At 67.1% G+C, this 24,749-nt stretch carries 21 protein-coding genes; 10 read left to right on the forward strand and 11 right to left on the reverse strand.

Annotated elements, in window-relative coordinates; all coding sequences use genetic code 11:
- Nucleotides 1-47: 47 nt before the first annotated feature.
- From radA to tsaB, 6 genes are read right to left on the reverse strand one after another with little or no spacing between them, the layout of a single operon-like run.
- Nucleotides 48-1,427 (reverse strand): DNA repair protein RadA, encoded by a 1,380-nt coding sequence (radA, locus tag LZ005_RS07835; protein WP_237806397.1) that lies wholly within the window; start codon nucleotides 1,425-1,427, stop codon nucleotides 48-50.
- Nucleotides 1,420-2,517 carry an alanine racemase gene (alr, locus tag LZ005_RS07840; RefSeq protein ID WP_237806399.1) on the reverse strand — a complete coding sequence of 366 codons (1,098 nt, stop codon included), beginning with the start codon at nucleotides 2,515-2,517 and terminating at the stop codon, nucleotides 1,420-1,422. The genes radA and alr overlap by 8 nt, the downstream gene beginning before the upstream one ends.
- A gap of 33 nt (nucleotides 2,518-2,550) precedes the next feature.
- The gene (locus LZ005_RS07845) at nucleotides 2,551-3,501 is read right to left on the reverse strand and encodes a DUF1853 family protein (protein WP_237806401.1); all 951 of its coding nucleotides are present in this window, start codon (nucleotides 3,499-3,501) and stop codon (nucleotides 2,551-2,553) included.
- The gene (locus LZ005_RS07850; protein WP_237806403.1) at nucleotides 3,488-4,207 is read right to left on the reverse strand and encodes a uracil-DNA glycosylase; all 720 of its coding nucleotides are present in this window, start codon (nucleotides 4,205-4,207) and stop codon (nucleotides 3,488-3,490) included. Before LZ005_RS07850 ends, LZ005_RS07845 begins: the two co-directional genes overlap by 14 nt.
- Nucleotides 4,204-4,668, reverse strand: coding sequence for a ribosomal protein S18-alanine N-acetyltransferase (gene rimI, locus LZ005_RS07855; RefSeq protein WP_237806405.1), 465 nt, complete (start codon nucleotides 4,666-4,668; stop codon nucleotides 4,204-4,206). The genes LZ005_RS07850 and rimI overlap by 4 nt, the downstream gene beginning before the upstream one ends.
- Complete coding sequence (gene tsaB / locus LZ005_RS07860; RefSeq protein ID WP_237806406.1) at nucleotides 4,665-5,363, reverse strand: tRNA (adenosine(37)-N6)-threonylcarbamoyltransferase complex dimerization subunit type 1 TsaB; 699 nt, start codon at nucleotides 5,361-5,363, stop codon at nucleotides 4,665-4,667. The genes rimI and tsaB overlap by 4 nt, the downstream gene beginning before the upstream one ends.
- Nucleotides 5,364-5,426: 63 nt before the next feature.
- On the opposite strand from tsaB, the gene LZ005_RS07865 reads away from it, so the two are divergent.
- On the forward strand, nucleotides 5,427-5,855 hold the full coding sequence (locus tag LZ005_RS07865; protein WP_237806408.1) for a thioredoxin family protein: 429 nt from the start codon (nucleotides 5,427-5,429) through the stop codon (nucleotides 5,853-5,855).
- 3 nt (nucleotides 5,856-5,858) lie between these two features.
- Here LZ005_RS07865 and LZ005_RS07870 read toward each other — a convergent pair whose 3' ends face one another.
- The 5 genes from LZ005_RS07870 to LZ005_RS07890 form a co-directional block, all read right to left on the reverse strand.
- A complete protein-coding gene (locus tag LZ005_RS07870; RefSeq protein WP_237806410.1) occupies nucleotides 5,859-8,126 on the reverse strand; it encodes a xanthine dehydrogenase family protein molybdopterin-binding subunit in 2,268 nt (755 codons plus the stop codon).
- Between the two features lie 9 nt (nucleotides 8,127-8,135).
- Nucleotides 8,136-11,249, reverse strand: coding sequence for an EAL domain-containing protein (locus LZ005_RS07875; protein WP_237806412.1), 3,114 nt, complete (start codon nucleotides 11,247-11,249; stop codon nucleotides 8,136-8,138).
- A 114-nt stretch (nucleotides 11,250-11,363) separates the two neighbouring features.
- The gene (locus tag LZ005_RS07880) at nucleotides 11,364-11,576 is read right to left on the reverse strand and encodes a DUF1289 domain-containing protein (protein WP_237806414.1); all 213 of its coding nucleotides are present in this window, start codon (nucleotides 11,574-11,576) and stop codon (nucleotides 11,364-11,366) included.
- A complete protein-coding gene (locus LZ005_RS07885) occupies nucleotides 11,557-12,114 on the reverse strand; it encodes a DUF1415 domain-containing protein (RefSeq protein ID WP_237806416.1) in 558 nt (185 codons plus the stop codon). Before LZ005_RS07885 ends, LZ005_RS07880 begins: the two co-directional genes overlap by 20 nt.
- Nucleotides 12,107-12,655, reverse strand: a complete 549-nt coding sequence (locus tag LZ005_RS07890; protein ID WP_237806417.1) for an NADPH-dependent FMN reductase — start codon at nucleotides 12,653-12,655, stop codon at nucleotides 12,107-12,109. Before LZ005_RS07890 ends, LZ005_RS07885 begins: the two co-directional genes overlap by 8 nt.
- Before the next feature lie 148 nt (nucleotides 12,656-12,803).
- Here LZ005_RS07890 and LZ005_RS07895 point away from each other — a divergent pair, with 148 nt between their 5' ends.
- From LZ005_RS07895 to LZ005_RS07935, 9 genes are all read left to right on the forward strand, one after another.
- On the forward strand, nucleotides 12,804-14,132 hold the full coding sequence (locus LZ005_RS07895; protein WP_237806419.1) for a transglycosylase SLT domain-containing protein: 1,329 nt from the start codon (nucleotides 12,804-12,806) through the stop codon (nucleotides 14,130-14,132).
- A gap of 105 nt (nucleotides 14,133-14,237) precedes the next feature.
- Nucleotides 14,238-15,029, forward strand: a complete 792-nt coding sequence (fabI, locus tag LZ005_RS07900; RefSeq protein ID WP_237806421.1) for an enoyl-ACP reductase FabI — start codon at nucleotides 14,238-14,240, stop codon at nucleotides 15,027-15,029.
- Between the two features lie 292 nt (nucleotides 15,030-15,321).
- Complete coding sequence (locus LZ005_RS07905; RefSeq protein ID WP_237806423.1) at nucleotides 15,322-16,725, forward strand: DEAD/DEAH box helicase; 1,404 nt, start codon at nucleotides 15,322-15,324, stop codon at nucleotides 16,723-16,725.
- 132 nt (nucleotides 16,726-16,857) lie between these two features.
- Nucleotides 16,858-17,901: a selenide, water dikinase SelD gene (gene selD / locus LZ005_RS07910; protein ID WP_237806425.1), complete on the forward strand. Its 1,044-nt coding sequence runs from the start codon at nucleotides 16,858-16,860 to the stop codon at nucleotides 17,899-17,901.
- Between the two features lie 12 nt (nucleotides 17,902-17,913).
- On the forward strand, nucleotides 17,914-18,519 hold the full coding sequence (locus tag LZ005_RS07915; RefSeq protein WP_237806427.1) for a YdeI/OmpD-associated family protein: 606 nt from the start codon (nucleotides 17,914-17,916) through the stop codon (nucleotides 18,517-18,519).
- A gap of 477 nt (nucleotides 18,520-18,996) precedes the next feature.
- Nucleotides 18,997-20,676: a 2-isopropylmalate synthase gene (gene leuA, locus LZ005_RS07920; protein WP_237806429.1), complete on the forward strand. Its 1,680-nt coding sequence runs from the start codon at nucleotides 18,997-18,999 to the stop codon at nucleotides 20,674-20,676.
- 228 nt (nucleotides 20,677-20,904) lie between these two features.
- On the forward strand, nucleotides 20,905-21,822 hold the full coding sequence (gene gcvA, locus LZ005_RS07925; RefSeq protein WP_237806431.1) for a transcriptional regulator GcvA: 918 nt from the start codon (nucleotides 20,905-20,907) through the stop codon (nucleotides 21,820-21,822).
- 57 nt (nucleotides 21,823-21,879) lie between these two features.
- Nucleotides 21,880-23,277, forward strand: a complete 1,398-nt coding sequence (locus LZ005_RS07930) for a wax ester/triacylglycerol synthase family O-acyltransferase (protein WP_237806433.1) — start codon at nucleotides 21,880-21,882, stop codon at nucleotides 23,275-23,277.
- Nucleotides 23,278-23,444: 167 nt separating this feature from the next.
- Nucleotides 23,445-24,740, forward strand: a complete 1,296-nt coding sequence (locus LZ005_RS07935) for a S8 family serine peptidase (protein ID WP_237806435.1) — start codon at nucleotides 23,445-23,447, stop codon at nucleotides 24,738-24,740.
- Nucleotides 24,741-24,749: the final 9 nt, after the last annotated feature.

The following is a 24,749-nucleotide window of genomic DNA, read 5'->3' on the forward strand; positions in this document are numbered from 1 at the left end:
CTCGGTGGCAATTATATCGCTTTGTCACCCTACCCGCAACGCGGGCTTCAGTCGTTGATTTCACGCAAGGCCGCAAAGGCCTGTTCGATCCGCTCCACCGGCACCACGCGCATGCCTTCGATGGCCTGCTTGGGCGCATTGGCCTTGGGGATCATGGCCAGCGAAAAGCCGAGTTTGGCCGCCTCGCGCAGGCGCTCCTGCCCGCGCGGGGCCGGACGGATTTCACCAGCCAGACCGACTTCGCCGAACACCACCAGGCCGCGCGGCAGCGGCTTATTGCGCATCGAGGAATGGATGGCCAGCAGCACGGCCAGGTCGGCCGCCGGCTCGGTGATCTTGACGCCGCCGACGGCATTGATAAAGACATCCTGATCGAAACAGGCGATGCCGGCATGCCGGTGCGCGACGGCCAGCAGCATGGCCAGGCGGTTCTGCTCGAGGCCGACCGACAGCCGGCGCGCATTCGGCAAGGGGCTGTTGTCGACCAGGGCCTGGACCTCGACCAGCAGCGGGCGCGTGCCCTCCTGCGTCACCATCACGCAGGAACCGGCCACCTGATTGCCATGCTGGGACAGGAACAGGGCCGAGGGATTGGACACACCCTTGAGGCCCTTGTCGGTCATCGCGAACACGCCCAGCTCATTGACGGCGCCGAAGCGGTTCTTGAAGGCGCGCACCAGGCGGAAGCTCGACTGGGTGTCGCCTTCGAAATACAGCACCGTGTCGACGATGTGCTCGAGCACGCGCGGCCCGGCCAGCGCGCCCTCCTTCGTCACGTGGCCGACCAGGATGACGGTCACGCCATTCTGCTTGCCCATGCGGGTCAGCTGGGCCGCGCATTCGCGCACCTGGGCAACCGAACCGGGCGCCGAAGTCAGCGCGTCCGAGTACACGGTCTGAATAGAATCGACCACCACCACTTCGGGTTTCAGCTCGGCCACCGTGCCGAGGATTTTTTCGAGCTGGATTTCGGCCTGCAGCTTGAGCTCGGGCGCGTCGACGGCCAGGCGGCGCGCGCGCAGCGCCACCTGGGCGCCGGACTCCTCGCCGCTCACATACAGCACGCGCTTGATGCGCGAGAGATTGGCCAGGGCCTGCAGCAGCAGCGTCGATTTGCCGATGCCGGGGTCGCCGCCGATCAGCACCACGCCGCCGGCCACCAGACCGCCGCCGAGCACGCGGTCGAATTCATCGATGCCGGTGCCGAAGCGCGGCACATCGACCGCTTCGATCTCGGCCAGCGACAGCACCGGCGCCGTCTGCGCCAGGGCCTGATGCGGCGTCTGCGAATAGCGGTTGGCGCTGGGCGCCTCGACCACGGTCTCGACCAGGGTATTCCATTGCTGGCAGCCGCCGCACTGGCCGGTCCAGCGGCTGGCCACATGGCCGCATTCGGTACAGCTGTACTGGGTCCTGGCCTTAGCCATGCGGTGCTTCCTCCACACGCACCCGCGCGGCCAGCGCGCACATCAGCTCATAGCCGATGGTGCCGGCCGCATGGGCGACTTCGTCGATCGGCAGACCCTTGCCCCACAGCGTGACGCGGCTGCCCACCTGGGCTTGCGGCACCGGACCCAGGTCGACGGCCAGCATGTCCATCGACACCCGCCCGACGGTGCGCGTGCGCACGCCGTCGACGAGGATCGGCGTGTCGGTACCGGCGTGGCGCGGGTAGCCGTCCGCATAGCCGCAGGCCACCACGCCGACGCGCATCGGGCGCTCGACCTGGAAGCGGCTGCCATAGCCAATGTACTCCCCTGCTTCGACCTGCTGCACGGCGATCAGTTCCGACTCCAGGCTCATGGCCGGCAGCAGGCCATGGCTGGCCGCGCTTTCGTGGCCGGGCGAGCCGCCGTACAGCATGATGCCGGGACGAATCCAGTCGCTGCGCAGGCTGGCGCCGACGGCGGCCTGCTGCAGCACGGCGGCCGAATTGGACAGGCTCCAGTCGCCGTCCAGGCCCTCGGCAGCGGCGCGGAAGCGGCGGATCTGCTCGCCGATGGCGAGGCGCGGATGCGCGGGCACATCGGCATTTGCAAAGTGGGTCATCAGGGTAATTTTGCGCACGGCCGGAATGGCGCGCAGGCGTGCATACGCGGCGGCAAACCGGGCCGGGCTGAAGCCGAGCCGGTTCATCCCGGTGTTCAGTTTCAGGTGGACGTCGACCGGCCGGTCGAGCTGGGCCAACTCCAGCAGGCGCAGCTGTTCGTCGCAATGCACGGCGCTGTTCAGACCGTGGCTGGCCAGCAGGCGCGCATCGGCCGGATCGAACACACCTTCGAGCAGCAGGATCGGCTTGGTCCAGCCGAGCGCGCGCAGGTGCACGGCGTAGTCGGGCTCGATCAGGGCCAGGCCGTCGGCGCTGGCGAAGGCGCGCGTGGCCCGTTCCAGCCCATGGCCATAGGCATTGGCCTTGACCACGGCCCAGGCTTTGGCCCCCGGCACGCAGGCGCGCGCGCGCTCCAGATTGTGTTGCATGGCATCGAGATGGATGGTCGCGCGGATTGGCCTGGGCATGATCAAAAAGCTGAGCGAAACAAAGTCCGTATTCTACCCGCCCCCGCCTACCGATGGGGCAGCCCGCCCGGCCGCCCGCGCCCGCCAGTCGTCCGGCACGATGAAGCCGCGCCGCTGTTCGCGCCACTGCCCGCCGTGTTCAGCCACTTCGGCGATCAGGGCCGGCATGCCGTGGCTGGCAAAGCGTTCGGCCAGCGCGGCCTGCAATGCGCTGCGGCTGAGCGGCGCGCTGCTGCCCTGCCACGGCGCCAGCCAGGACAGGCGCGGCAGGATCTGGTAGGCCGTGTCTGGCAAGGCGGCACATTCGGCTAGCGCGCACCAGAAGCCACGGCAGTGATCGGCCGCGATGCCGGGCGGCGTCACGACAGCCCCCGGATAGAACAACCAGCCCTTGAGCACGGCGCGCGCGCGTGTCATCGGCCGTGCCAGCACGCCCAGCGCGGCCGCCTGTTCGCCCAGATGCAGCTGGTGGCTAAAGATTTTGCGCAGCTTGGCGCCCAGGGTGTCGGCCAGATTCGGCCCGAGCAGGCCGTCGAGCCCCGCACCGGGCCCGGTCTCGCTCAACAGGTAGAACTTGGTGGCCAGTTCCCAGTGTTCGAGCCCGGCGCCGTCCTCCAGCAGAAAATCGAATTCGCCCAGTGTGATCTGGCGCGCATCGCGCACCTGCAGCCCATGCGCGACCAGACGGCCGCGCTGGCCCAGATAAAAGGCCAGCAGCTGCTCGGCATACAGGCCAATGCGGGTGAACTGGCGCGCGCCGAGGAAGGCGTCGAGTGCGGCGGGGTTTTGGTCGAGCGCCTGCAGCCAGGCCGCAGCGCCATCGTCCAAGGGGGCCAGCGGCGCGACGCGGCCCTGCCAGGCGGGGTAAAGCGGATCGAGCAGATCGGGGGCATCGAGCAGCCAGGCCAGCGCGCGCACGTGCGGATGCTGGAGCGCGCCCCAGCGCGCAAAGTAAGTCTGCTGGCTGGTTTCAGGCGCTGCCATCGCGGCCACGGGCGCGGCACAGATCGGCCCAGGCTTCGGCCTTGTCGGCCGGCTGGCGCAGCAGGTCCTGCGGGCGCAGCGTGGCCACCAGTTGGGCGGCGCCGACGCGGTGGGTCTGGCCGCGCGCACTGGCCAGCGGCGTATCGAGCGGGCGTTCGAGCACGCCATTGGCGGCGGCCTGGCCCAGGGTCAGCACGGTGTCGGCCCCGCTCAGGGCCAGCTCGCGCAGCAGGTAGGGACGGCAGGCCGCGATTTCTTCGGGCGTGGGCGCGCGGTCGGCGCCCTTGCCGCTGCTCGGGCGGCATTTGACCAGCGGTGTCACATAGGTGTCGCGCTCGAGGCCATGTCCGGCCGCATGCAGCATATTCACCAGCAGCTGGCCGGCGTCGCCCGCCAGCACGCTGGCCGCGCTTTCCATCTCGCTGTTGACGGGACCGGCCACCACCAGCCAGCGCGCGCGCTCGGCGCCCTCGCCGGCCAGCGGCCGCCCGCTTTTGCACAAGCCGCAGCGCTGGCAGCCGGCGATGGCCGCGCGCAGGGCCGGCCAGTCCATGTCGTCGACCGGATCCGGCGCGGCCGGCGCGGGCGTCTCGGCAACCGGCACAAGCTCGGGCGGCAGAGCGGGCGCGGCCGCAGGGCTGCGCAGCAGCCACAGGGTCTCGATGCCCATCTCGCGCAAAAAGGCAGCGGCGCGTGGGTCGCTCATAGCGTGTACCTCATGATGATGGCGTCTTCGCGCTGGCCCGGCCCGGCCGGATAGTACTGCTTGCGCCGGCCGATCTCCTGATAGCCGTACTGCTGGTAGACCTGGAGCGCGCGCGTGTTCGAGGGCCGCACTTCGAGCAGCACCGACTCCATCATGTGGCCGCGCGCGCGCGCCGCGATCACGTCCAGCAGATGGCGGCCCAGACCCTGGCCCTGGAAAGGCGCGGCCACGGCCACGTTCAGCAGGTGGGTTTCATCGACCGCGTGCATCAGCAGAAAATAGCCGACCAGTTCACCCGCAGGCGTGCTCAGGGTCCAGCCGTCGTAGCCGCTGGCCAGCGAATCGGCGAAGTGCCCGCGCGTCCAGGGAAACGGATAGACGGCCTGCTCGACCGCCAGCACGGCGTCGATGTCGGCCTCGGTCATCGGGGCCAGCTGCAGCTGGTCGGGGTGGAGCATCATGCGGCGGCATTGATGGCCGCGCGTTCGGCGGCCGTGTAGGCGACTTTGTTGCGCAGGTAGAGCGGCTGCGCGTCCATGGCTGCCACGGCCTGGCCGGCGGCCAGGCGCGGCGCGGCCAGCACGGCCAGCTCGCGCGCATGCGGCAGGATGTCGGTCAGCGCGCCCGCCGCAAACGGCTGGCCGGCGAAGGCTTCGGGATAGGCACTCAGGCCATTGCCGCAGGCGGCCAGGCCGGCCACCGGCTGCGGGGCCACGGCCGCCGGTGCGGCCAGGGCCGGCGCACACACGGTCTGCCAGGCGCCGTCCCAGCGGTACTGGGCCCAGTACACCTCGCCCATGCGCGCATCGAGCACGGTCAGCACCTCGGTCGCGCCGCTGCGCGCGCGGCAGGCTTCGGCCATCGCTTCCAGGGTCATCATCGGCAGCACCGGCAGGCCGGCGCCATAGGCCAGGCCCTGGGTCACGCCGCAGGCGGTACGCACGCCGGTGAAGGAGCCGGGACCGGCCCCGAACGCGATGGCCGCCACGGCATGCAGGCCGATGCCGGCTTCGGCCAGCAGCTCCTGCACCAGCGGCAGCACCGCCTGGCTGTGGGTACGCACCCCGGCCGATTCGCGCACCAGCACGCGCTCGCCGTGCAGCAGCGCGCAGGAGGCCAGTTCGGACGAAGTTTCAATGGCAAGAATGGTCAGCATGGCGGCATTGTACCCTGCCCCGCGCACGCCCGGCAGGCGGACCGAGGTACAATACCGCGCATCATGCCTGCCCTGATTCTGGAACACGATAACCACCCGGCCATCCTGGCCGCCATGGCCGCCACACCCTGGACTGTCGCCTGCCTGTGCGCCGGCTGGTGCGGCACCTGCACGTCCTACCGCGCCAGTTTCGACGCCCTGGCCGACAAGCATCCGGACCTGACTTTCGTGTGGATCGATATCGAGGACCAGGCCGACGTCGTGGGCGATCTCGATATCGAGAACTTCCCCACCCTGCTGCTACAGCAGGGCGCCACCGTCAGCTTCCTCGGCACCGTACTGCCCGACCCGCAGGTGGCCGAACGCCTGATCCGCTCGCACACGGCCCTGAGCGCCGCCGAACTGGCGCGCATCGCCGCCGGCACGCCCGAGCAGCGCGCCTGGCAGGAACAGGCCCGCCTGGGCGACTTGATCCGCGCCGCGCGCGTATAAAACTCAGAGTTTCAGCGGCAGGCTGCGCAGGCGTTTGCCGGTCAGCTTGAAGACGGCATTGGCCACGGCCGGCGCCACCGGCGCCAGCGGCGGCTCGCCCAGACCTTCGGGCGCGCGCGTGCTCGGCATGAACACCACCTCCACTTCCGGCACTTCGTTCATGCGCAGCAGCGGATAGTCGTGGAAATTGGTCTGTTCGACGCGCCCCTTGGCGATCGTGACTTCGCCCTTCAATGCGGCCGTCAGGCCAAACACCACGGCCGATTCGACCTGCTGGGTGGCCCCGGCCGGATTGATGACCATCCCGCAATCGACGGCGCACACCACGCGGTGCACGCGGATCGCGCCCTGCTCGATCGAGACCTCGGCCACTTCGGCCACGATGCTGCCGAAGGACTGGTGCAGGGCCACGCCATGCGCGCGCCCCTCGGGCGGCACACCGGCGCGCTGCACGGCCGCGTCCAGCACGGCCAGATGGCGCGGGTGCTTGGCCAGCAGACGGCGGCGCAGCTCGACCGGGTCCTGGCCGCCGGCATGGGCCAGCTCGTCGAGGAAGCTCTCTTTGAAGAAGGCATTGTGCGAGTGACCGACCCCGCGCCAGTAACCGATCGGCACGGCGCTGTCGACGGCCAGATGGCTGATCACCTGATGCGCGATCTCGTACTGCATGTCGTACAGACCCTCGGCCGCCGCACGGTCCGGCCCCACGCCGGGCAGGCCGAGGTTGCGCGGATTGTAGTGGTGGGCGATGGCGGCGCCGGCGGCGCGGCAGTCCCAGGTGATCGGCAGGCCGCTCTTGTCCAGCCCCGCGCGCAGGCGCGCCAGCGTGGCCGGGCGGTAGACGTCGTGCGCCAGATCGTCCTCGCGCGACCAGGTCAGCTGCACCGGCCGGCCCGGACACTGCATCGCGGTCGCCACCGCCATCGCGATTTCGTCGACGTCCAGACGGCGCCCGAAGCCGCCGCCCGCGTACTGCAGTTCGAGATGGACCTTGTCCTCGCTGACGCCAGCCACGCGCGCCGCCGCGCGCACCGCGAAACTGGGCGCCTGGGTGCCGCTCCACAGCCACACCTGGCCATCCTTGACCAGAGCCTTGCAGCTGGGCGGCTCCATGGTCGCGTGGGCCAGGAAGGGGGCGTGGTATTCGGCGTCGATCACGCGCTCCGGATTGGCCTTGTCGATATCGCCGACCGAATGGTAGCCGCTGCCGCGGTTATCGCTCAGGCGCGCGCCCAGGTCGCGCAGGATGGCGGCCGAATTGAGCTCGGCATGCTTGCCCTCGTCCCACTGCACCTCGATCGACTCGGCGGCGCGGCGCGCCGTCCAATGGCGGTCGGCCACGGCCACCAGCACCGCGCTGACCGGGTATTGTTCGTGCATCGCGGACGACACATCGAACACGCCGACCACGCCGTGCATGGCGCGCGCGGCCTTGTCATCGAACTGGCGCAGGCGGGCCCCGAACACTGGCGCCATGCGCGGCACCGCGTACAACTGGCCGGTCAGCACCACATCGCCCGTGTAGCGCGCGGCGCCGCGCACCTTGGCGGCGGCATCCAGACGCGCGGTCGGCTGGCCGATCAGACGGAACTGGGCCGGCGCCTTCGGCTGCACGCGGGCCGGATCGATACTGGCGGCCAGCGCCAGCGCCTCCTTGGCCAGACTGCCATAGCTGGCGCTCTGGCCCTGCGCGTGCAGCACCTGGCCGCCTTCGGTGCGGCAGCTGGCCGGATCGACCTGCCAGCGGCGCGCGGCAGCGTCCACCAGCAGCGCGCGCGCCAGCGCGGCCGCATGGCGCAGCGGCGTCCAGGCATCCTTCACGCTAGACGAACCGCCGGTCAGAATCACACCCAGCTCGCGCCCCACCTTGCCCATCACCCAGCGCACGCCATTGGCGATGTCGCCCTCGTCGTCCGGATGCAGGGGCACGTTGTCGCGCATGGCGGCCACGTTCGCGTAGATCTTGTCCATCACCAGCGGCAGCAGCGTCACCTTGTCGGGCGCGACGTCGAGCTCCTCCGCCACCAGCATGGCCAGCGTGGTGTGGATGCCCTGCCCCATCTCGGTGCGTGGCATGACCAGGCCGATATGGCCATCGGCTTCGATCGTGATCCAGCCATTGAGGGCGACGGCGCCGTCGCGCATGGGCAGATCGCGTCCCGGCTGCAGGCGCTGGCGTTCGGGCAGCATGCCCCAGCCGAGCACCAGGGCGCCAGTCAGACCCAGGCCGCCGAGCACAAAGCGGCGCCGGCTACGGGAGGGCGAAGACATGCGTTCTCCTTACTTCCACTGGGCCAGCACCTGGTCCGGCCCCACGGGTTTGGAATACAGGAAGCCCTGGGCGCGGTTGCAGCCGTGGCGCAGCAGGAAGCCGGCCTGGTCGGCCGTCTCCACCCCTTCGGCGATGACGGACAGGTTCAGGCTCTTGCCGAGCTGGATAATCGCAATCGCGATGGCTTCGTCGTTGACGTCGGTCGAGATGTCCTTGATGAAGGAGCGGTCGATCTTCAGGGTCTGCACCGGCAGCTGCTTCAGGTAGGCGAGCGAGGAATAGCCGGTGCCGAAATCGTCGATCGCCAGACCGACGCCGATCGAATGCAGGTCGTTGATGAAGACCAGCGCGTCGCCGGTATTCATGATCACCGATTCGGTCACTTCGAGCTGCAGGCGGTGCGCTTCGAGCCCGGTTTCGCGCAGGGTGTCGGCCACCATGCCGGCGATGCTGCCGCGCTCGAACTGCTTGACCGAGAGGTTGACCGCCATCTTCGGCACATACAGGCCGGCCGTCTGCCAGGCCACCATCTGGCGGCAGGCTTCGGTCAGCACCCAGCGGCCGATCTGGTTGATGTAGCCGGTATCCTCGGCCAGCGGGATGAAGCGGTTGGGCGGCACGATGCCCAGCTCCGGATTATTCCAGCGCACCAGGGCTTCCACCCCGATCAGCTTGCCGGTATCGATTTCGATCTGCGGCTGGTAGTGCAGGAAGATCTCGCCCTTGTCGATCGAACGGCGCAGCATCGCCTCCAGACGCAGGCGCTCGACGCCCTCGCCCGTCATCGACGGCGCATAGAACTGGTAGCCATTGCGCCCGCGCGCCTTGGCCTGGTACATGGCCACGTCGGCATTCCGGATCAGCATATTCAGATCGCTGGCGTCGGCCGGGTACAGGCTGATGCCGACCGAGGCCGTGACGAACAGCTCGTAGTCGTTGACGATGAAGGGCGCCTCGAACATGGCCATCAGCTTTTCGGCCACCAGGCCGGCGCCGTACTGGCCGTCGATCTTTTCGAGCAGGACGATGAACTCGTCGCCGCCCAGGCGGGCCAGGGTGTCGCCCTCGCGCAGGCGCGAGGACAGGGCCGCGGCCACTTTTTTCAGCAGCTCGTCGCCGATGTGGTGGCCGAGCGTGTCGTTGACGTTCTTGAAGCGATCGAGGTCGATGAACAGCACGGCCAGCTGCTCGCTGTCGCGCGCAGCGCGATGCAGCGCGTGGTGCAGACGGTCGTGGAACAGCAGGCGGTTCGGCAGGGCCGTGAGCGGATCGTGGTGGGCCAGGTGGTCGAGCTTTTCCTGCGATTCCTTGACCTTGGTGATGTCGCTGAACACGCCGACATAGTGGGTGACGGTGCCGGCGTTGTCGCGCACGGCCGACAGGGTCAGGTATTCCAGATACAGCTCGCCGCTCTTGCGCAGATTCCAGATCTCGCCGCGCCAGAAGCCGCTGGCCACCAGTTCTTCCCACATCGCCTTGTAGAAGGCGTCGTCGTGGCGGCCCGAGCGCGTCAGTGTATTGTCCTGGCCAACCGCCTCGTGCTCGGTGTAGCCGGTGATCTGGGTGAAGGCCGGGTTGACGGTGACGATGCTGCCGCGCGTGTCGATCACCATCACGCCATCCGCGATGTGCTCGAGCACGGTGGCGGCCAGGCGCAGTTTTTCCTCGGCCTGTTTGCGTTCGGTGACGTCGGCATACACCCAGATCGAGCCCGCGTGCGGGTGCTGCGGATCGAGCGCGCAGCCCGACACCAGACACCAGAACAGGCTGCCGTCGCGGCGCCGGTACTGGCGCTCCTCGCTGAAGTCGCGCCCCTGCGACAGCTCGGGGTACTGGCGCGCGCCGGCCTGTTCGAACTCCTGGGCCGAGGGGAACACGATCGCGGTCGAGGCGCCCGTCATCTCACCCGGACCATAGCCGAACAATTCCTCGGCGCGGCGGTTGCAGGAGATGACCATGCGGTCGCGCACGAACATCACGCCGAACATCACGTTATCGAGAATCGCGCTTTGTTCGGCCAGCAGGGCCGCGATGCGCATCTCATTGTGCTTGCGCTCGGAGATGTCGGAGATGATGCCGTCGACCCAGGGCGCGACGCCGGCCCCGCCACCCTGCGGCTGGCCGTTCTCATTGACCCAGCGCTCGACGCCGGCGGCGTCCTTGATCCGGTATTCGATGTCGTACGGACGGCCCGAGACGATCGCCTGCAGCACCGTGCGGCGGTGGCGGCGCCGGTCTTCGTCGCAGATGATGGCTTCCCAGGACTGGATCGAGGAGCGCATGAAGCTGGCCGCCGGATAGCCCGAAATTTCCTCGATGGCGTCCGAGACGAATTCAATGGGACCATCCGGGCGGAAGCGGAACACCGCACCCGGCACTTGCTCCACGATCGTGCGGAAGCGCTCCTCGCGCTGGCCGATGTCCTCGAACAGGTGTTTGATGGCGACCCGCATCTGCTCCATCTGCAGGCCGAGGCGGCCCAGCTCGTCGTTACCGGCCAGGTCGAGTTTGGTTTCGAAGTCGCCGTGCGAGAGGCGGTCGGAAAAGCCCATGAGCTTGCGCAGCGGCGAGATCAGGCGCTTGTTCAGGAACAGCACGATCAGCAGCAGCGAGATCGAGATCTGCGCCACCAGCACGAACACATAGTTGAGCTGCTTGCGCCGCAGTTCCGACTGGCTGCGCGCGTCGTCCATCTCGACCAGAATCCGGCCGATGCGCTCGCCGCGCACGAGGATGTCGCGCTCGGCCTTGTAGACATTGCCGATCGGCCGATTCGGCGAATGCACATTCATGAACTGGGTGTCGGACTGGCCGATCACCTGAATCTGCAGCACCGAGGGGTCGCGCATGACCGACTCGACCAGCGAATGGGCCGACTCGGCATTCATATTCCACAGCGATTCCTGCATCCCCAGGGCCAGGATATCGGCATTGCGCTGCAAGGACTCGTTGAGCGCCGTCGCGGCCGAGCGCTGCTCGTGCACGCCGATCAGCAGATACGAGCCAATCCCGGCCGGAATCACCAGGCCGCCAAATACCACCAGTAGCAGCGCGCCGTAGATCGACAGGCCATACAGGCGGCGCAGGCGCATGCGCAGACTATGAAGGGAGGAACTCGCCATCCGTGGCTTTTCGAATTATGGAAAGAAATATTAACTGAGAGGAATTATGCACGACAACGCTATCGAAAGTCACGGACCGTGCGGCAAGTGTACCCTTCCCGATACGCACCAGGCTCAGCCATTGCGGCGCGGGTAGCCCTGGGCCAGAATGCGCACCCAGACTTTTTCCTTCTCATGTGCGCTCATCGACACCCAATGCGCCACTTCAATATAGGTGCGCCCGCAGCCACGGCAGATTTCATCGAAGGTGGTGGAACAGACGGCGACACAGGGCGTGTCGGGGCGCAGCGGCAGCTCGGCCGCGTCCTCAGCGCACGGGTCCGACATCGAGCTTGTCCCAGCCGGCATGGCCCAGGGCTTCCAGGGTCTCGATATTCTTCTCGAAGATCGCTTCCGCCTGCGGGAAGGCCTCGACCGCGCGCGCGATGCTGTCCTCGCGCAGGAGGTGCAGGGTCGGATAGGGCGAGCGGTTGGTGTAATTGCCGATCTCGTCCGGCTCAGTGTCGGCAAACTGGAAGTCCGGATGGAAGCTGGCCACCTGCAGTTCGCCGACCAGGCCCATGTCCTCGAGGGCGGCATCGGCCACGTCGAGGAATTCGTTAAAGTCGAGGAAGTCGGTCAGCACCTGCGGGTGGATCAGCAGGGTCGTGTCGACCTGCTCGGGGTCGCTGTCGGCCAGGTGCTGCAGCTCGTCCATGAGGGTGGCCAGCAGTTCCTCCGGCGTCTGCGCGTCCGACACCACATAGCGGATCTGGCCCTTGACGTGCACGCCCTTGGCGAAGGGGCACAAATTCAGGCCGATCACGGCCTTTTCCAGCCAGTTGCGGGTGGCATCAATGATTTGTGCGTCGCTGGGCTTACTCATCCTGCAATCCTTGTTCGAGAAACGAACGCCATTGTACCAAGAGCGCCTGCAAGCCATGTTCGAGCGGTGCGCGCAGGGCCGGCGTGGCCAGCAGCGCGGCCAGGTCGGCGCGGCTGCCCTGCAGCGGCAACGTGATGTCGCACTCGGGCAGCAGGCGCGCCGACATGGTCTGCAGCACCTCGCGCAGGGCCGCCTGGGCATGGCTGGCGCGCGGCGAGGTATTGATCAGGAGCACGGGCTTGCCGGGAAAAGTTTCCATTGCAACAAGCCAGTCGAGCGCGTTCTTCATCACGCCGGAAATACCGTGCGCGTATTCGGGCGAGGCGATCAGCAGCGCATCGGCCGCCTCCACGGCCGCCAGCAGGCGCTGGACCGGGGCCTGCGTGGCCGGGTCCAGATCGGGATTAAACAGGGGCAGCGCGCCGATGCCGGGGTAGACCTCGACCCGCATGCCAGGCGGCGCGAGCAAGGCGGCGCCCTCCAGCGCAAGGCGGTTGTAAGATAGCGCGCGCAGACTGCCAGCCAGGGCCAGAACATTCATGTTTTTCATGTTCAACATGGTATATTCATTTGAGCAATATTGCCCGCAAGCGGCTTTATTTCTTGACGCCTAAAGGGAAAGCTCCGTACACTGCTCCCTTCCTTCTTCATCCGTCCGGCTATTACTTGGACGCAACAATGGAAGTCCGATGCAAGAAAAGCGATTCCGACCCGCCCTCACGCTTTGCGCCGCCCTGCTGCTGGCGCCGGCCCTGAGCCAGGCCGTCGACACCGCCACGGCGCCCAGCGCCCTCAGCGCCGCCAGCGCGGCCCACGACGATTTCAAGGAAGCGGACCTGTGGGCCCGCATCCGTTCCGGTTATGCCATTCCCGATGTCGACAATGCCTTGGTGCGCAAGCACATCGACTGGTATGCGGCCCGGCCCGACTACATCGCGCGCACCACGGCGCGCGCCTCGCGTTACCTCTACCACGTGGTGCAGGAGCTGGAAAAACGCGGCATGCCGACCGAGCTGGCCCTGCTGCCGGTGATCGAATCGGCCTTCAATCCGAATGCCCTGTCCTCGGCCAACGCGGGCGGCATGTGGCAGTTCGTGCCCGGCACCGGCAAGGATTTCGGCCTGCAGCAGAACCTGTTCAAGGATGAACGGCGCGGCGTGCTGACCTCGACCGACGCCGCCCTCGCCTACCTGCAAAAACTGTACAACATGTTCGGCGACTGGCAGCTGGCCCTGGCCGCCTACAACTGGGGCGAAGGCAATGTCCAGAAGGCCGTGCAAAAGAACCAGGCCGCCGGCAAGCCCATCGATTTCGAGTCCCTGTCCGAGCACATGCCGGCCGAGACGCGCAACTACGTGCCCAAGCTGCAGGCGGTGAAAAATATCGTCGCCAATCCGGAGCGCTACCACGTGTCGCTGTCGGCCATTGAGAACCAGCCCTATTTCACGGCGGTCGACAAGAGCAGCGACATCGACGTCACCATCGCCGCCCAGCTGGCCGAACTGTCGGTCGACGAATTCAAGGCCCTGAACCCGCAGTTCAACCGCCCCGTGATCACCGGCGAAACCAAGATCCTGCTGCCCAAGGAAAACGCCGAGAAGTTCCAGATCAATCTGGCTTCCTGGGGCCGCGCCCTGTCCACCTGGACCACGCACAAGATCACGAACGCCAAGGAAACCATCACCGCCCTGGCCTCGAAATTCGGCACCACGCCCGAAGTGATCCGCCAGGCCAACAACATCCCCGCGCGCGCCAATGTGCGTGCCGGCTCGACCATTCTGGTGCCGAAAACGGCCGCCCAGCTGAGCGCCGACAGCGCCCAGGACATCGTCGAGAACGCCGTCATGTCGCTCGACATCGGCGGTGCCAAACGCGCTGCCGGCAAGGAGCAGAAACTCAGCGGCGCGCAGAAGTTCCGCGCCACGGTGGATGACATCAAGGCCCAGGTGGCGCGCACGGCCGTCAAATCGCTGACGGCCGAGGCCAAACCGGTGGGCAAGCGCAAACGCGCGAACTGAGGCACCGCGCCCGCGCTTGCGGGCCGGCGCCGAAGCACCCTACAATCTCGTTCTTAACTAACCAACAAAAGCACGGCGCGCCACCGGCGTGCCTCAGGAGTCACCATGGCCTTCTTGCAAGGGAAAAAAATCCTCATCACCGGTCTGCTGTCGAACCGTTCGATCGCCTACGGCATTGCCAAGGCCTGCCAGCGCGAAGGCGCCGAGCTCGCTTTCACCTATGTCGGCGAGCGCTTCAAGGACCGCATCACCGAGTTTGCCGCCGAGTTCGGCAGCAAGCTGGTGTTTGAATGCGATGTCAGCAGCGACGAGCAGATCAGCCAGTTGTTCACCGACCTCGGCCAGCACTGGCAGCATCTGGACGGCCTCGTGCACGCGATCGGTTTTGCCCCGCGCGAAGCGATTGCCGGTGAATTCCTCGACGGCCTGACGCGTGAGAACTTCCGCATCGCCCACGATATTTCGGCCTACAGCTTCCCGGCCCTGGCCAAGGCCGCGCTGCCGATGCTGCGCGAAGGCTCCTCGCTGCTGACCCTGTCCTACCTGGGCGCCGTGCGCGCCATCCCCTACTACAACACGATGGGCCTGGCCAAGGCCTCGCTCGAAGCCTCGGTGCGCTACCTGGCCGAGAACCTGGGCCAGAAGGGCATCCGCGTGACCGGCATTTCCGCCGGCCCGATCAAGACCCTGGCCGCCTCCGGCATCAAGGACTTCTCCAAGCTGCTCGGCTTCGCCTCCTCGCACGCGCCGCTGCGCCGCAATGTGACGATCGAAGAAGTCGGCAACACGGCCGCCTTCCTGCTGTCCGACCTGTCCTCGGGCATCACCGGCGACATCATCTACGTCGACGGCGGCTTCTCGCACGTGATGGGCCTGAACGCCTCCGACTACGAGTAAGCTTTCCGCCCAAACAAATCGGGGTCAGACCCTGTTTTTTCCGCGCGGAGAAACAGGGGCTGATCCCCTTGCCGTTTTTGGCGCTTGTGTTTTGGCGCCGACTGCTGTAGCATAGACCTTTGTGCGCTGCAATATGCGCCTGCCAAAAGCCCTCCCGCCCTGTGTGTCCATCTGAGACACCGTCCCGGCGCAAAGCTTTTCTTGTGCCGAAAACAATCCGTTTTGTTGACGCGAATTCGTGTCCGTCGCCGCTGGCGTACGGGCCGCCACTCTTTTTTGAAAGTTTCTACTGATGAGTTTTGAATCCCTTGGCCTGCACCCCGCGATCGTGAAAGCCGTGGCCGAAGCCGGCTACAGTGCCCCTACCCCGGTCCAGGCCCAGGCTGTGCCCGCTGCGATCGCCGGCCGCGACCTGCTGGTCTCGTCCCAGACCGGCTCGGGCAAGACGGCGGCCTTCATGCTGCCGGCCCTGCACCGTTTCGCCAGCGCCGAAGCCGCGCCGGCCGCCTACCGCACCCCGAACCAGGAAGCCCAGTCGGCCCGCTCGCGCGGCGAGCGTCCGCGCTTCCGCCCGGCCCAGCCGAAAATGCTGGTGCTGGCCCCGACCCGCGAACTGGCCATGCAGGTGACCACCGCCACCGACAAGTACAGCACCCATATGCGCCGCATCCGCTCGGTGTCCATCCTGGGCGGCATGCCCTATCCGAAGCAGCTGCAGCTGCTGTCGCGTAATCCGGAAATCCTGGTCGCGACCCCGGGCCGCCTGATCGACCACATGGAGTCGGGCAAGATCGACTTCTCCCAGCTCGAAGTGCTGGTGCTCGACGAAGCCGACCGCATGCTCGACATGGGCTTTATCGAGGACATCGAGAAAATCGTCGCCGCCACCCCGGCCACGCGCCAGACCATGCTGTTCTCGGCCACGCTCGACGGCGTGGTCGGCAATATGGCCCGCCGCATCACGCGCGACCCGCAGGTGATCCAGATCGCCAGCGCCAGTACGCGCCACGAGAACATCACCCAGAAGGTCCACTTCGTCGACGACCTGTCGCACAAGAACCGCCTGCTCGACCACCTGCTGCGCGACGTGGCCGTGGAACAGGCCGTGGTCTTCACCGCCACCAAGCGCGATGCCGACATGATCGCCGACCGCCTGAACATCGCCGGTTTCGCCGCCGCCGCCCTGCATGGCGACATGCACCAGGGCGCGCGCAACCGCACCCTCAACGGCCTGCGCAAGGGCTTCGTCAAGATCCTGGTCGCCACCGACGTGGCCGCCCGCGGCATTGACGTGCCGAACATCACCCACGTGGTCAATTACGACCTGCCCAAGTTCGCCGAAGACTATGTGCACCGCATTGGCCGCACCGGCCGCGCCGGCCGCAATGGTCTGGCCGTGTCCCTGGTCAACCACGCCGAGTCGATGAACGTGCGCCGTATCGAACGCCTGACCAAGCAGACGATTCCGGTCGAAGTGGTGCCGGGTCTGGAGCCGAAGAAGGCCGCGCCGGCCGCGCGCAGCGACAAGCGTCCGGGCTGGAAGCCGGGCGACGGCCGCAAGTTCGGCAACAACCCGAACAAGCCGGCCCAGCGCAGCTTCGCCAAGCCGGGCGAACGCAGCCGCAGCCCCCATCCGTACAAGGGCGGCGCCAGCATCCGCTCGGCCGACGGCACCCGCCGCGCATTCGGCGAGTAAGCCCCTGCCTGCTGGCGGCCCGGCGCCGCCAGCAGCGCCCCACTGGGCCGGCGCGCCCGGCCGCACTGCCGGCGCCCGCCATCGCCCCACCCGCGCGGCTATAATCGCAGGATCGCCCCAACTCCTGTGACCATGAGCACCGACATCAAACTGACTTCCTTCTCGCACGGCGGCGGCTGCGGCTGCAAAATCGCGCCCGGCGTGCTGTCCGATATTCTGAAGCATACCCAGGGCTTCCCCATGCCGAAGGAGCTGATGGTCGGCATCGAGACGTCCGACGACGCCGCCGTCTACCGCCTCAACGACGAGCAGGCCCTGATCGCCACGACCGACTTCTTCATGCCGATCGTCGACGATCCGTATGACTTCGGGCGCATCGCCGCCACCAATGCCATTTCCGACGTGTATGCCATGGGCGGCACCCCGATCATGGCCCTGGCCCTGGTCGGCATGCCGATCAATAAGCTGCCGCTCGAGGTGATCGGCCAGATTCTGAAAGGCGGCGAAAGCATCTGCGCCGAGGCTGGGATCCCGATTGCCGGCGGCCACACCATCGATTCCGTCGAGCCCATCTACGGCCTGGTCGTGCTCGGTCTCGTGCATCCGGACAAGGTCAAGCGCAATGCCGATGCCCGCCCTGGCGACGTGCTCATCCTCGGTAAACCGCTGGGCGTGGGCGTGCTCTCGGCGGCGCTGAAGAAAGGCGCGCTGAGCGAGGCCGGGTATGCGGCGATGATCGCCAATACCACCAAGCTCAACAAGCCGGGCAAGGCCCTGTCCGAACTGAGCGGCGTGCACGCGCTGACCGACGTGACCGGTTTCGGCCTGCTCGGCCACACGCTCGAGCTGGCGCGCGGCGCCGGCCTGAGCGCGCACATCGACATGCACCGCGTGCCGCTGCTGCCCGGGGTCGAACAGCTGGCCCAGGATGGCTATTTCACCGGCGCCTCCGGCCGCAACTGGCAGTCCTACGGCGCGCAGGTGCGCCTGGGCGCCCAGATCAGCCCGGCGCAACAGGCGCTGCTGACCGATCCCCAGACCTCAGGCGGCCTGCTGGTGGCCTGCGATCCGGCCAGCGTCGACGCCGTGCTGACCACGTTTGCCAAAGAAGGCTTCGGCCACGCCAGCGTGATTGGCCAGATGCAGACCGGCCCGGCCACCGTCGAGGTGCAATAACAGGAGACGCGCATGCCCAGCCACGACCCCAGGATAGACGCCTACATCGCCAAGGCGGCCCCGTTCGCGCAGCCGATCCTCACGCATCTGCGCGCGCTGGTGCACGCCAGCTGTCCCGAGGTCGAGGAGACCATCAAATGGAGCATGCCCTGCTTCGAGTACCACGGCATCCTGTGCAGCATGGCCGCGTTCAAGGCGCATTGCAGTTTCGGCTTCTGGAAGGGCAAGCTGCTGGTCGCGCCCGAGGACGATAAAGGCCAGGCAGCGATGGGCCAATTCGGCCGCCTGACCAGCCTGGCCGATCTGCCGCCGCAGCAGCTCCTGCAGGCCTACCTAAAGAAAGCCATGCAGCTCAACGAGCAAGGCGTGAGCGTACCAGCGCGCGCGCGCCCGGCCAGCCCGCGCCCGGTCGAGCTGCCCCCCGTGCTGCAGCAAGCCCTGGCCGCGACGCCCGCCGCGGCCGCCCAATTCGCCGCCTTCCCGCCGAGCGCCCAGCGCGACTACGCCGAGTGGATCAGCGAAGCCAAGACCGAGGCCACGCGCACACGCCGCCTGACGCAAGCGATCGAATGGATCGCCGAAGGCAAGCGCCGCAACTGGAAATACGAAAGCTGCTAACGGAACGGGGTCAGGTCCGGCAATCGGACATTTAAGAACTTTTCTCGCCCGCCGTGGTCCACTCCACCGCGTGACATCTCGCCCGCGAAAAAGTTCGCGTATGTCCGATTGCCGGACCTGACACCGTTCGGTATCCCCGCGTGTCCGATTGCCGGACCTGACCCCGGCTTGACAGTGGGGGCTGGGTCGGGATAAGCTGGGCTTATGTTCTCGTTTGTGAAAGCCTCTCTATTCCTATCGCTAGCGCTAGCAGCCCTGCTACGCGCCTGATTGCTCGCAACTTTGCAATCCTGATTCGGACCAGCGTCCGGCCCCTGCGAATACGGAATGTGGCTTCACAATGTCTCTCTTCAGCTCCTTCACGTCGTCCCTGCTACACCTAAGCCGCGGTTGCCAGGCCTTGCGTTCCCGTGGCCGCCTGGCAGCCCGTCCGCCACAGCCCCCCTCTGTCTGTCGCCCTTGCTTTGGAGTTGCCAAATGATGTTGAAGAACCCTGCCGCCAAATACCACCCCTTCCCCGCCGTCGACCTTGTGGATCGCCGCTGGCCCTCGCAAACCATCTCGGCCGCGCCGGTCTGGATGAGCACCGACCTGCGCGACGGTAACCAGGCCCTGATCGAACCGATGAGCGTGGAGAAGAAGCTGCGCATGTTCGAAATGCTGCTGCAGATCGGCCTGAAGGAGATCGAAGTCGGCTTCCCCTCGGCCTCGCAAACGGACTTCGACTTCGTGCGCAAGCTGATCGAGGAAAACCGCATCCCGGAGGACGTGACCATCATCGTGCTGACCCAGTCGCGCGAGGAACTGATCCGCCGCACCGTCGACGCCTGCGTCGGCGCGCGCCGCGCCATCGTCCACTTGTATAACTCGACGGCCCCGGTCTTCCGCAAGGTGGTGTTCGGCGCCTCGCGCGAGGACATCGTCGATATCGCCACCAGCGGCACGCGCCTGGTCAAGTCCCTGGTCGCCCAGCACCCGCAGACGGAATGGGGCTTCGAGTACACGCCGGAGTCCTTCTCGACCACGGAGCTGGACTTCGCCAAGCATATCTGCGACGCCGTCTCGGCCATCTGGCAACCGACCCCGCACAAGAAGATGATCATCAATCTGCCGGCGACGGTGGAAGCGGCCACGCCGAATGTCTACGCCGATCAGATCGAGTGGATGAGCCGCAAACTCGATCGGCGCGACAGCATCATCATCAGCGTCCATCCGCATAATGACCGTGGGACGGCCGTCGCCGCCGCCGAACTGGCCGTGATGGCGGGCGCGGAGCGGGTCGAGGGCTGCCTGTTCGGGAATGGCGAGCGCACCGGGAATGTCGATCTGGTGACCCTGGCCCTGAACCTCTACACCCAGGGTGTGCACCCGGGCCTGGACTTCTCGGATATCGACGCGGTGCGCCAGGTGGTCGAGGACTGCAACCAGCTGCCCGTGCATCCGCGCCATCCGTATGTGGGCGACCTGGTGTTCACGGCCTTCTCGGGCTCGCACCAGGACGCGATCAAGAAGGGCTTCGCCAAGCAGCAGCCGGGCGCGCTGTGGGAGATCCCGTATCTGCCGATCGATCCGCAGGACCTGGGCCGCAGCTACGATGCGGTGATCCGCGTGAACAGCCAGTCGGGCAAGGGCGGCATGGCCTACCTGCTCGAACAGGAATACGGCCTGCAGCTGCCGCGCCGCCTGCAGATCGAGTTCTCCCGCGCCGTGCAGCAGGTGGCCGATGCGAGCGGCCGCGAAATCTCGGCGGCCGATATCCACGCCATCTTCAGCCGCGAATACTTTGAGGCCAGCGCGCCCTATGCCTACGTCAGCCACAAGCTGGTGGAGGACTCGGACAGCGATGAGCCGGTGCAGGCCGAGATCAGCATCCTGCGCGACAAGCAGGTCGAACATCTGCAGGGTGGCGGCAATGGCCCGATCGATGCCTTCGTCAACGCGCTCGGTCTGGACATCCGTCTGATGGACTACCACGAGCATGCGATCGGCAGCGGCGCCAATGCGCGCGCGGCCTGCTACGTGGAGCTGCGTCTGGGCGACGGGCCGACCCGCTTCGGCGCCGCCATCGATGCCAATATCGTGACGGCCTCGTTCAAAGCGGTGCTGTCGGCCGTGAACCGCGAGCTGGCCCGCCAGCCGCAGCGCGCGGCGGCTTAACGGCCGCGCTGCAGCATCTGGCAGGCGATGCGGCCGAGGGCGCGCCAGAAGGCGGCCCAGTCGAAACCGCGCTGGGTGGGGATGGCGCCGGCCTTGGGATTGCAGCAGGTGTTCATGGTGTGCTCCTTCGGGAAGTGATGGGGCCATCTTAGAAAGCGCTGGCGGACGCGACAAACGAAAGCTTTTGCGCTTCAGATGAATTTCTGTCATCTGATGTAAGATGGGCGCATGAGTGAACGCCGCAATCCGCCGCTGGTGGCCGCCCGCGCTTTCGAAGCGGCCGCGCGCCATCTGAGCTTCCTGAAGGCCGCGCAGGAGCTGCACGTGACGCCGACGGCCATCAGCCACCAGGTCAAGCGCCTCGAGGAATACCTCGACACGCCGCTGTTCGTGCGTCTGAACCGCGCCGTGGCGCTGACCGAGGCGGGCACGCGCCTGGCCGCCACGCTGCAGCCGCTGTTCCAGCAGCTGGAGGATGCGCTCGATCCGAAGCGACAGCGCGATGCCGGCACCCTCACCCTCAGCGCCATGCCTTCGCTGGCGGCCAAGTGGCTGGCGCCGCGCCTGCCGGACTTCGAGGCGCGCTATCCGCAGTGGCGCATCCGCATGGAGTCGGAAGACGCGCTGGTCGATCTGAACCGCGGCGAGGTCGATATCGCGCTGCGCTACGGGATGGGCAAGTACAAGGGCCAGCACGCACGCTTCTGGATGGCGGCGCCGATTCATCCGGTCTGCAGCCCGCAGCTGCTGCGCCGCCTGCCGCTGAAAAAACCGGCCGATCTGCGCCAGCACACCCTGATCCACTACAACAGCGCCTTGAGCAATCCGCGTCCGCCGCACTGGGCGGAATGGGTGGCGGCGGCGCGCCTGCGCGGCATCGACGCCGACCGCGGTCCGCACTTTTCGGCCATCTACATGGCGCTGGAGGCGGCGCTGGCCGGGCATGGCGTGGCGCTGGCGCCGGCCCCGCTGGTCGAGCGCGATCTGGCCGAGGGGCGCCTGGTGAAACCGCTGGCGCTGGAACTCGAGAACCCGTATGCCTTCTGGATCGTGTGCGCGCGCAGCCGCCTGCACGAGGAGAAGATCAAGCTGTTCACGCGCTGGCTGCTGGAGCAGACGCGCCAGCCCTTGTGCACTGCGGCTTGACCTGCGCCGCGCGCGGCCCCGATACTGGGCTTCCGCTATTCCGTGAGTGCGCGCGCCATGAGCAAACTGTCCCTGCTGGACCTGGCTTTCTTCATCGCCGAATCGCACGCCAGCCCGAAGCACGTGGCCGGCCTGCTGATTCTCAAGCGTCCGCCGCGCGCGCGCAGCAGTTTCGCGCGCAAGCTGTATGAGGAGTACCTGACCCACACCGAGGTGCATGCGCCCTTCAACCGCGTGATCGACTTTAACGTCAGCAGCGGGATGCCGCGCTGGCGCGAAGTGGAGGTCGATCTGAACCAGCACATCTTCTACCACCGGCTTGAAAAAGGCGTGAACGGGCGCGACGAGCTGTATGCCTTTGCCGCCCGCCTGCACGAGCCGGTGCTCGAGCGCGAGCGTCCGCTGTGGGAGCTGCATGTGATCGACAATCTGTGGGACGGCCACTTCGCCATCTACCAGCGCATCCACCACGCCTACGCGGACGGCATGACGATGTCGCGCTGGACCTCGACCAGCCTGTCCGACTCGCCCGATGACCCCGAGCTGCGCCCGATCTGGAGCATCCGCCAGCACGGGACGGGCAAGGCGCGCCTGCGCAAGGTGCAGGACGAAGCCGTCGGCGCGGCGCTCGGCAAGCTCAAAGGCTGGGGCTTTCAGCTGTTCGGGGTGGCGCGCCTGACGGCCATGCTGCTGCTGGAGACGGTCAAGCTAACCAAGAACGCCATCGCCCTGCCCTTTGTCGCCAGTCCGCACACGCCGCTCACGGGCCAGGTGACGGCGGGCCGCCAGTTCACCGCCGTCGGGGTGCGCATGGAGCGGGTCAAGCGCATCCAGGCGATGACGCGCTCGACCCTCAATCATGTGGCCCTGACCTGCCTCGATGGCGCCCTGCACCGCTATCTGCAGGAACAGGGCGCCGCCCTGAACCAGCCGATCGTGATCCAGATGCCGGTGAACCTGCGGCGCGAAGGCGAGAAGACGCAGGGGAACAAGATCGGCATCATCCTCGTCGAGCTGTCGCCGCCGACCGAGGACCCTTACGTGCGCCTGCGGAATATCGGCTTCTCGCTGCGGAATGTGCGCGTGATGGTCGACGCCGTGGTGCCGGCGGCGATCGAGACCTACACCATCGTCATGGGCCTGTTCGGCCAGATCGCGGAGATGCTCAAGCTGTCCGACCAGGCGCCGCCGACCGGGAATACGCTGGTGTCGAATGTGCCGGGACCGAAGGAGCACCGCTACATCAAGGGCGCCAAGATGGTGGAGATGCACCCGATGTCGACGCTGCCGCCATCGAACCTGCTGAACATCACCCTGTTCAGCTATGCGGGCGAGCTGTATTTCGGCCTGATCGCCACCGACGTGCTGCCGAATCTGAAGTCGCTCGGCCAGTATGTGCTGGACGCCTTCGACGAACTCGAAAGCGCCATCCTGCACCCGCCGCGCAGCGCGTGAAGCGCGGGCGCGGCTTCCTAAGCCAGCGCATACCAAGTTGATAAGTCCCTTGAGACGGCGCAAGCGCGCTGCCGTTTTCGATGGCGCGCCCTGGCCGCGCAGCCTTTAATGGCAGGCGGCGCGCCAAGGCGGCTGCGCCCCCGCCCATCGATCTCAAGGAGAAGGCCATGGCCAAACCGAGCAAACCCACCACCGATTCTGCCCACCACCTGACGCGCGTCAGCGCCTCGGTCGACGAACTGCTGCAGGCCGCGCAGGAGCGCGCCGACCAGAGTTTCGAGACCGGCCGCACGATCCTCACCTGCAAGGGCGCCGCCCTCGATGACGGCGTGAAGACCCTGCGCGAGAAGGGCTTTCGCATCGCCGACGCGCGCGACTTCGAGCATCAGGCCATCGTGACCGAGGCGCTGGGCGATGCCGATGCCGTGGTGTTCCCGGAGATCGGCGCCCTGCTCGGCTGCGGCGCCAAGTGCCTGGAGCACGGCCTGACCCCGCACCACGAGATCCCGCCCGAGAGCCCGTTCGAAGCGATCGAACCCGAATACTTCGTCTTTGCCGGCGACACCGCGAACGACTATCTGCGCGGCTTCATGCGCGCCGTCGAGACCATCACGCGCGACCTGGGCGGCCAGCGCCAGGAGCAGGAGCTGCAGCCCGAGGTGCTGGGCGTGACCTGGGGCCTGGCCGCCTGCAAGGTGCCGGACAGCTGCCGCAGCGGGGTCGGCATCCGCGTCGCCATCCTCGATACCGGCCTAGATCTGAACCACCCGGACTTCGCCGGCCGCAGTATCACCGGCAAGAGCTTCGTCGGCCAGCCGGTCCAGGATGGCAATTCGCACGGCACCCACACCACCGGCACCGCCACCGGCACCAAGACGCCGCCGGGCTCCACACCGCGCTACGGCATCGCCTTCCGCTCGCAGATCTTCGCGGGCAAGGTGCTGACCAATGCCGGTTCCGGCAGCACGGCCACGGTGCTGGCCGGGATGAACTGGGCCATCGCCCAGCGCTGCGCGGTGATTTCGATGTCGCTCGGGGCGCAGTCGCCGGTGCAGGCGGCCTTCACGGCGGCCGGCCAGGCAGCGCTGGCGGCCGGCTGTCTGATGATCGCCGCGGCCGGCAATGCCAGCGCCCAGACCGGGGCCCCGGCCAACTCGCCGACCATCATGTCGATCGCCGCGCTCGACCCCAACCTGTCGCCTTCGTCCTTCTCCAATTTCGGCAAGATCGAACTGGCGGCGCCGGGGCGCGATGTGTTCTCCTCGGTGCCGCTGCCGCGCCGCTACGCGATCTACAGCGGCACCAGCATGGCGGCCCCGCATGTGGCCGGGGTGGCGGCGCTGTGGGCCGAGACCAATGCCAGCCTGCGCGGCCAGGCCCTGTGGAACAAGCTGATGGCCACGGCCAAAACCCTGCCCTTCGCCCCGGCCCGCGTGGGCAAGGGCCTGGTGCAGGCACCGTAAGGAGGACGA

It is taken from the genome of Massilia sp. TS11, from assembly GCF_022012445.1.
Taxonomy (GTDB): domain Bacteria; phylum Pseudomonadota; class Gammaproteobacteria; order Burkholderiales; family Burkholderiaceae_D; genus Telluria.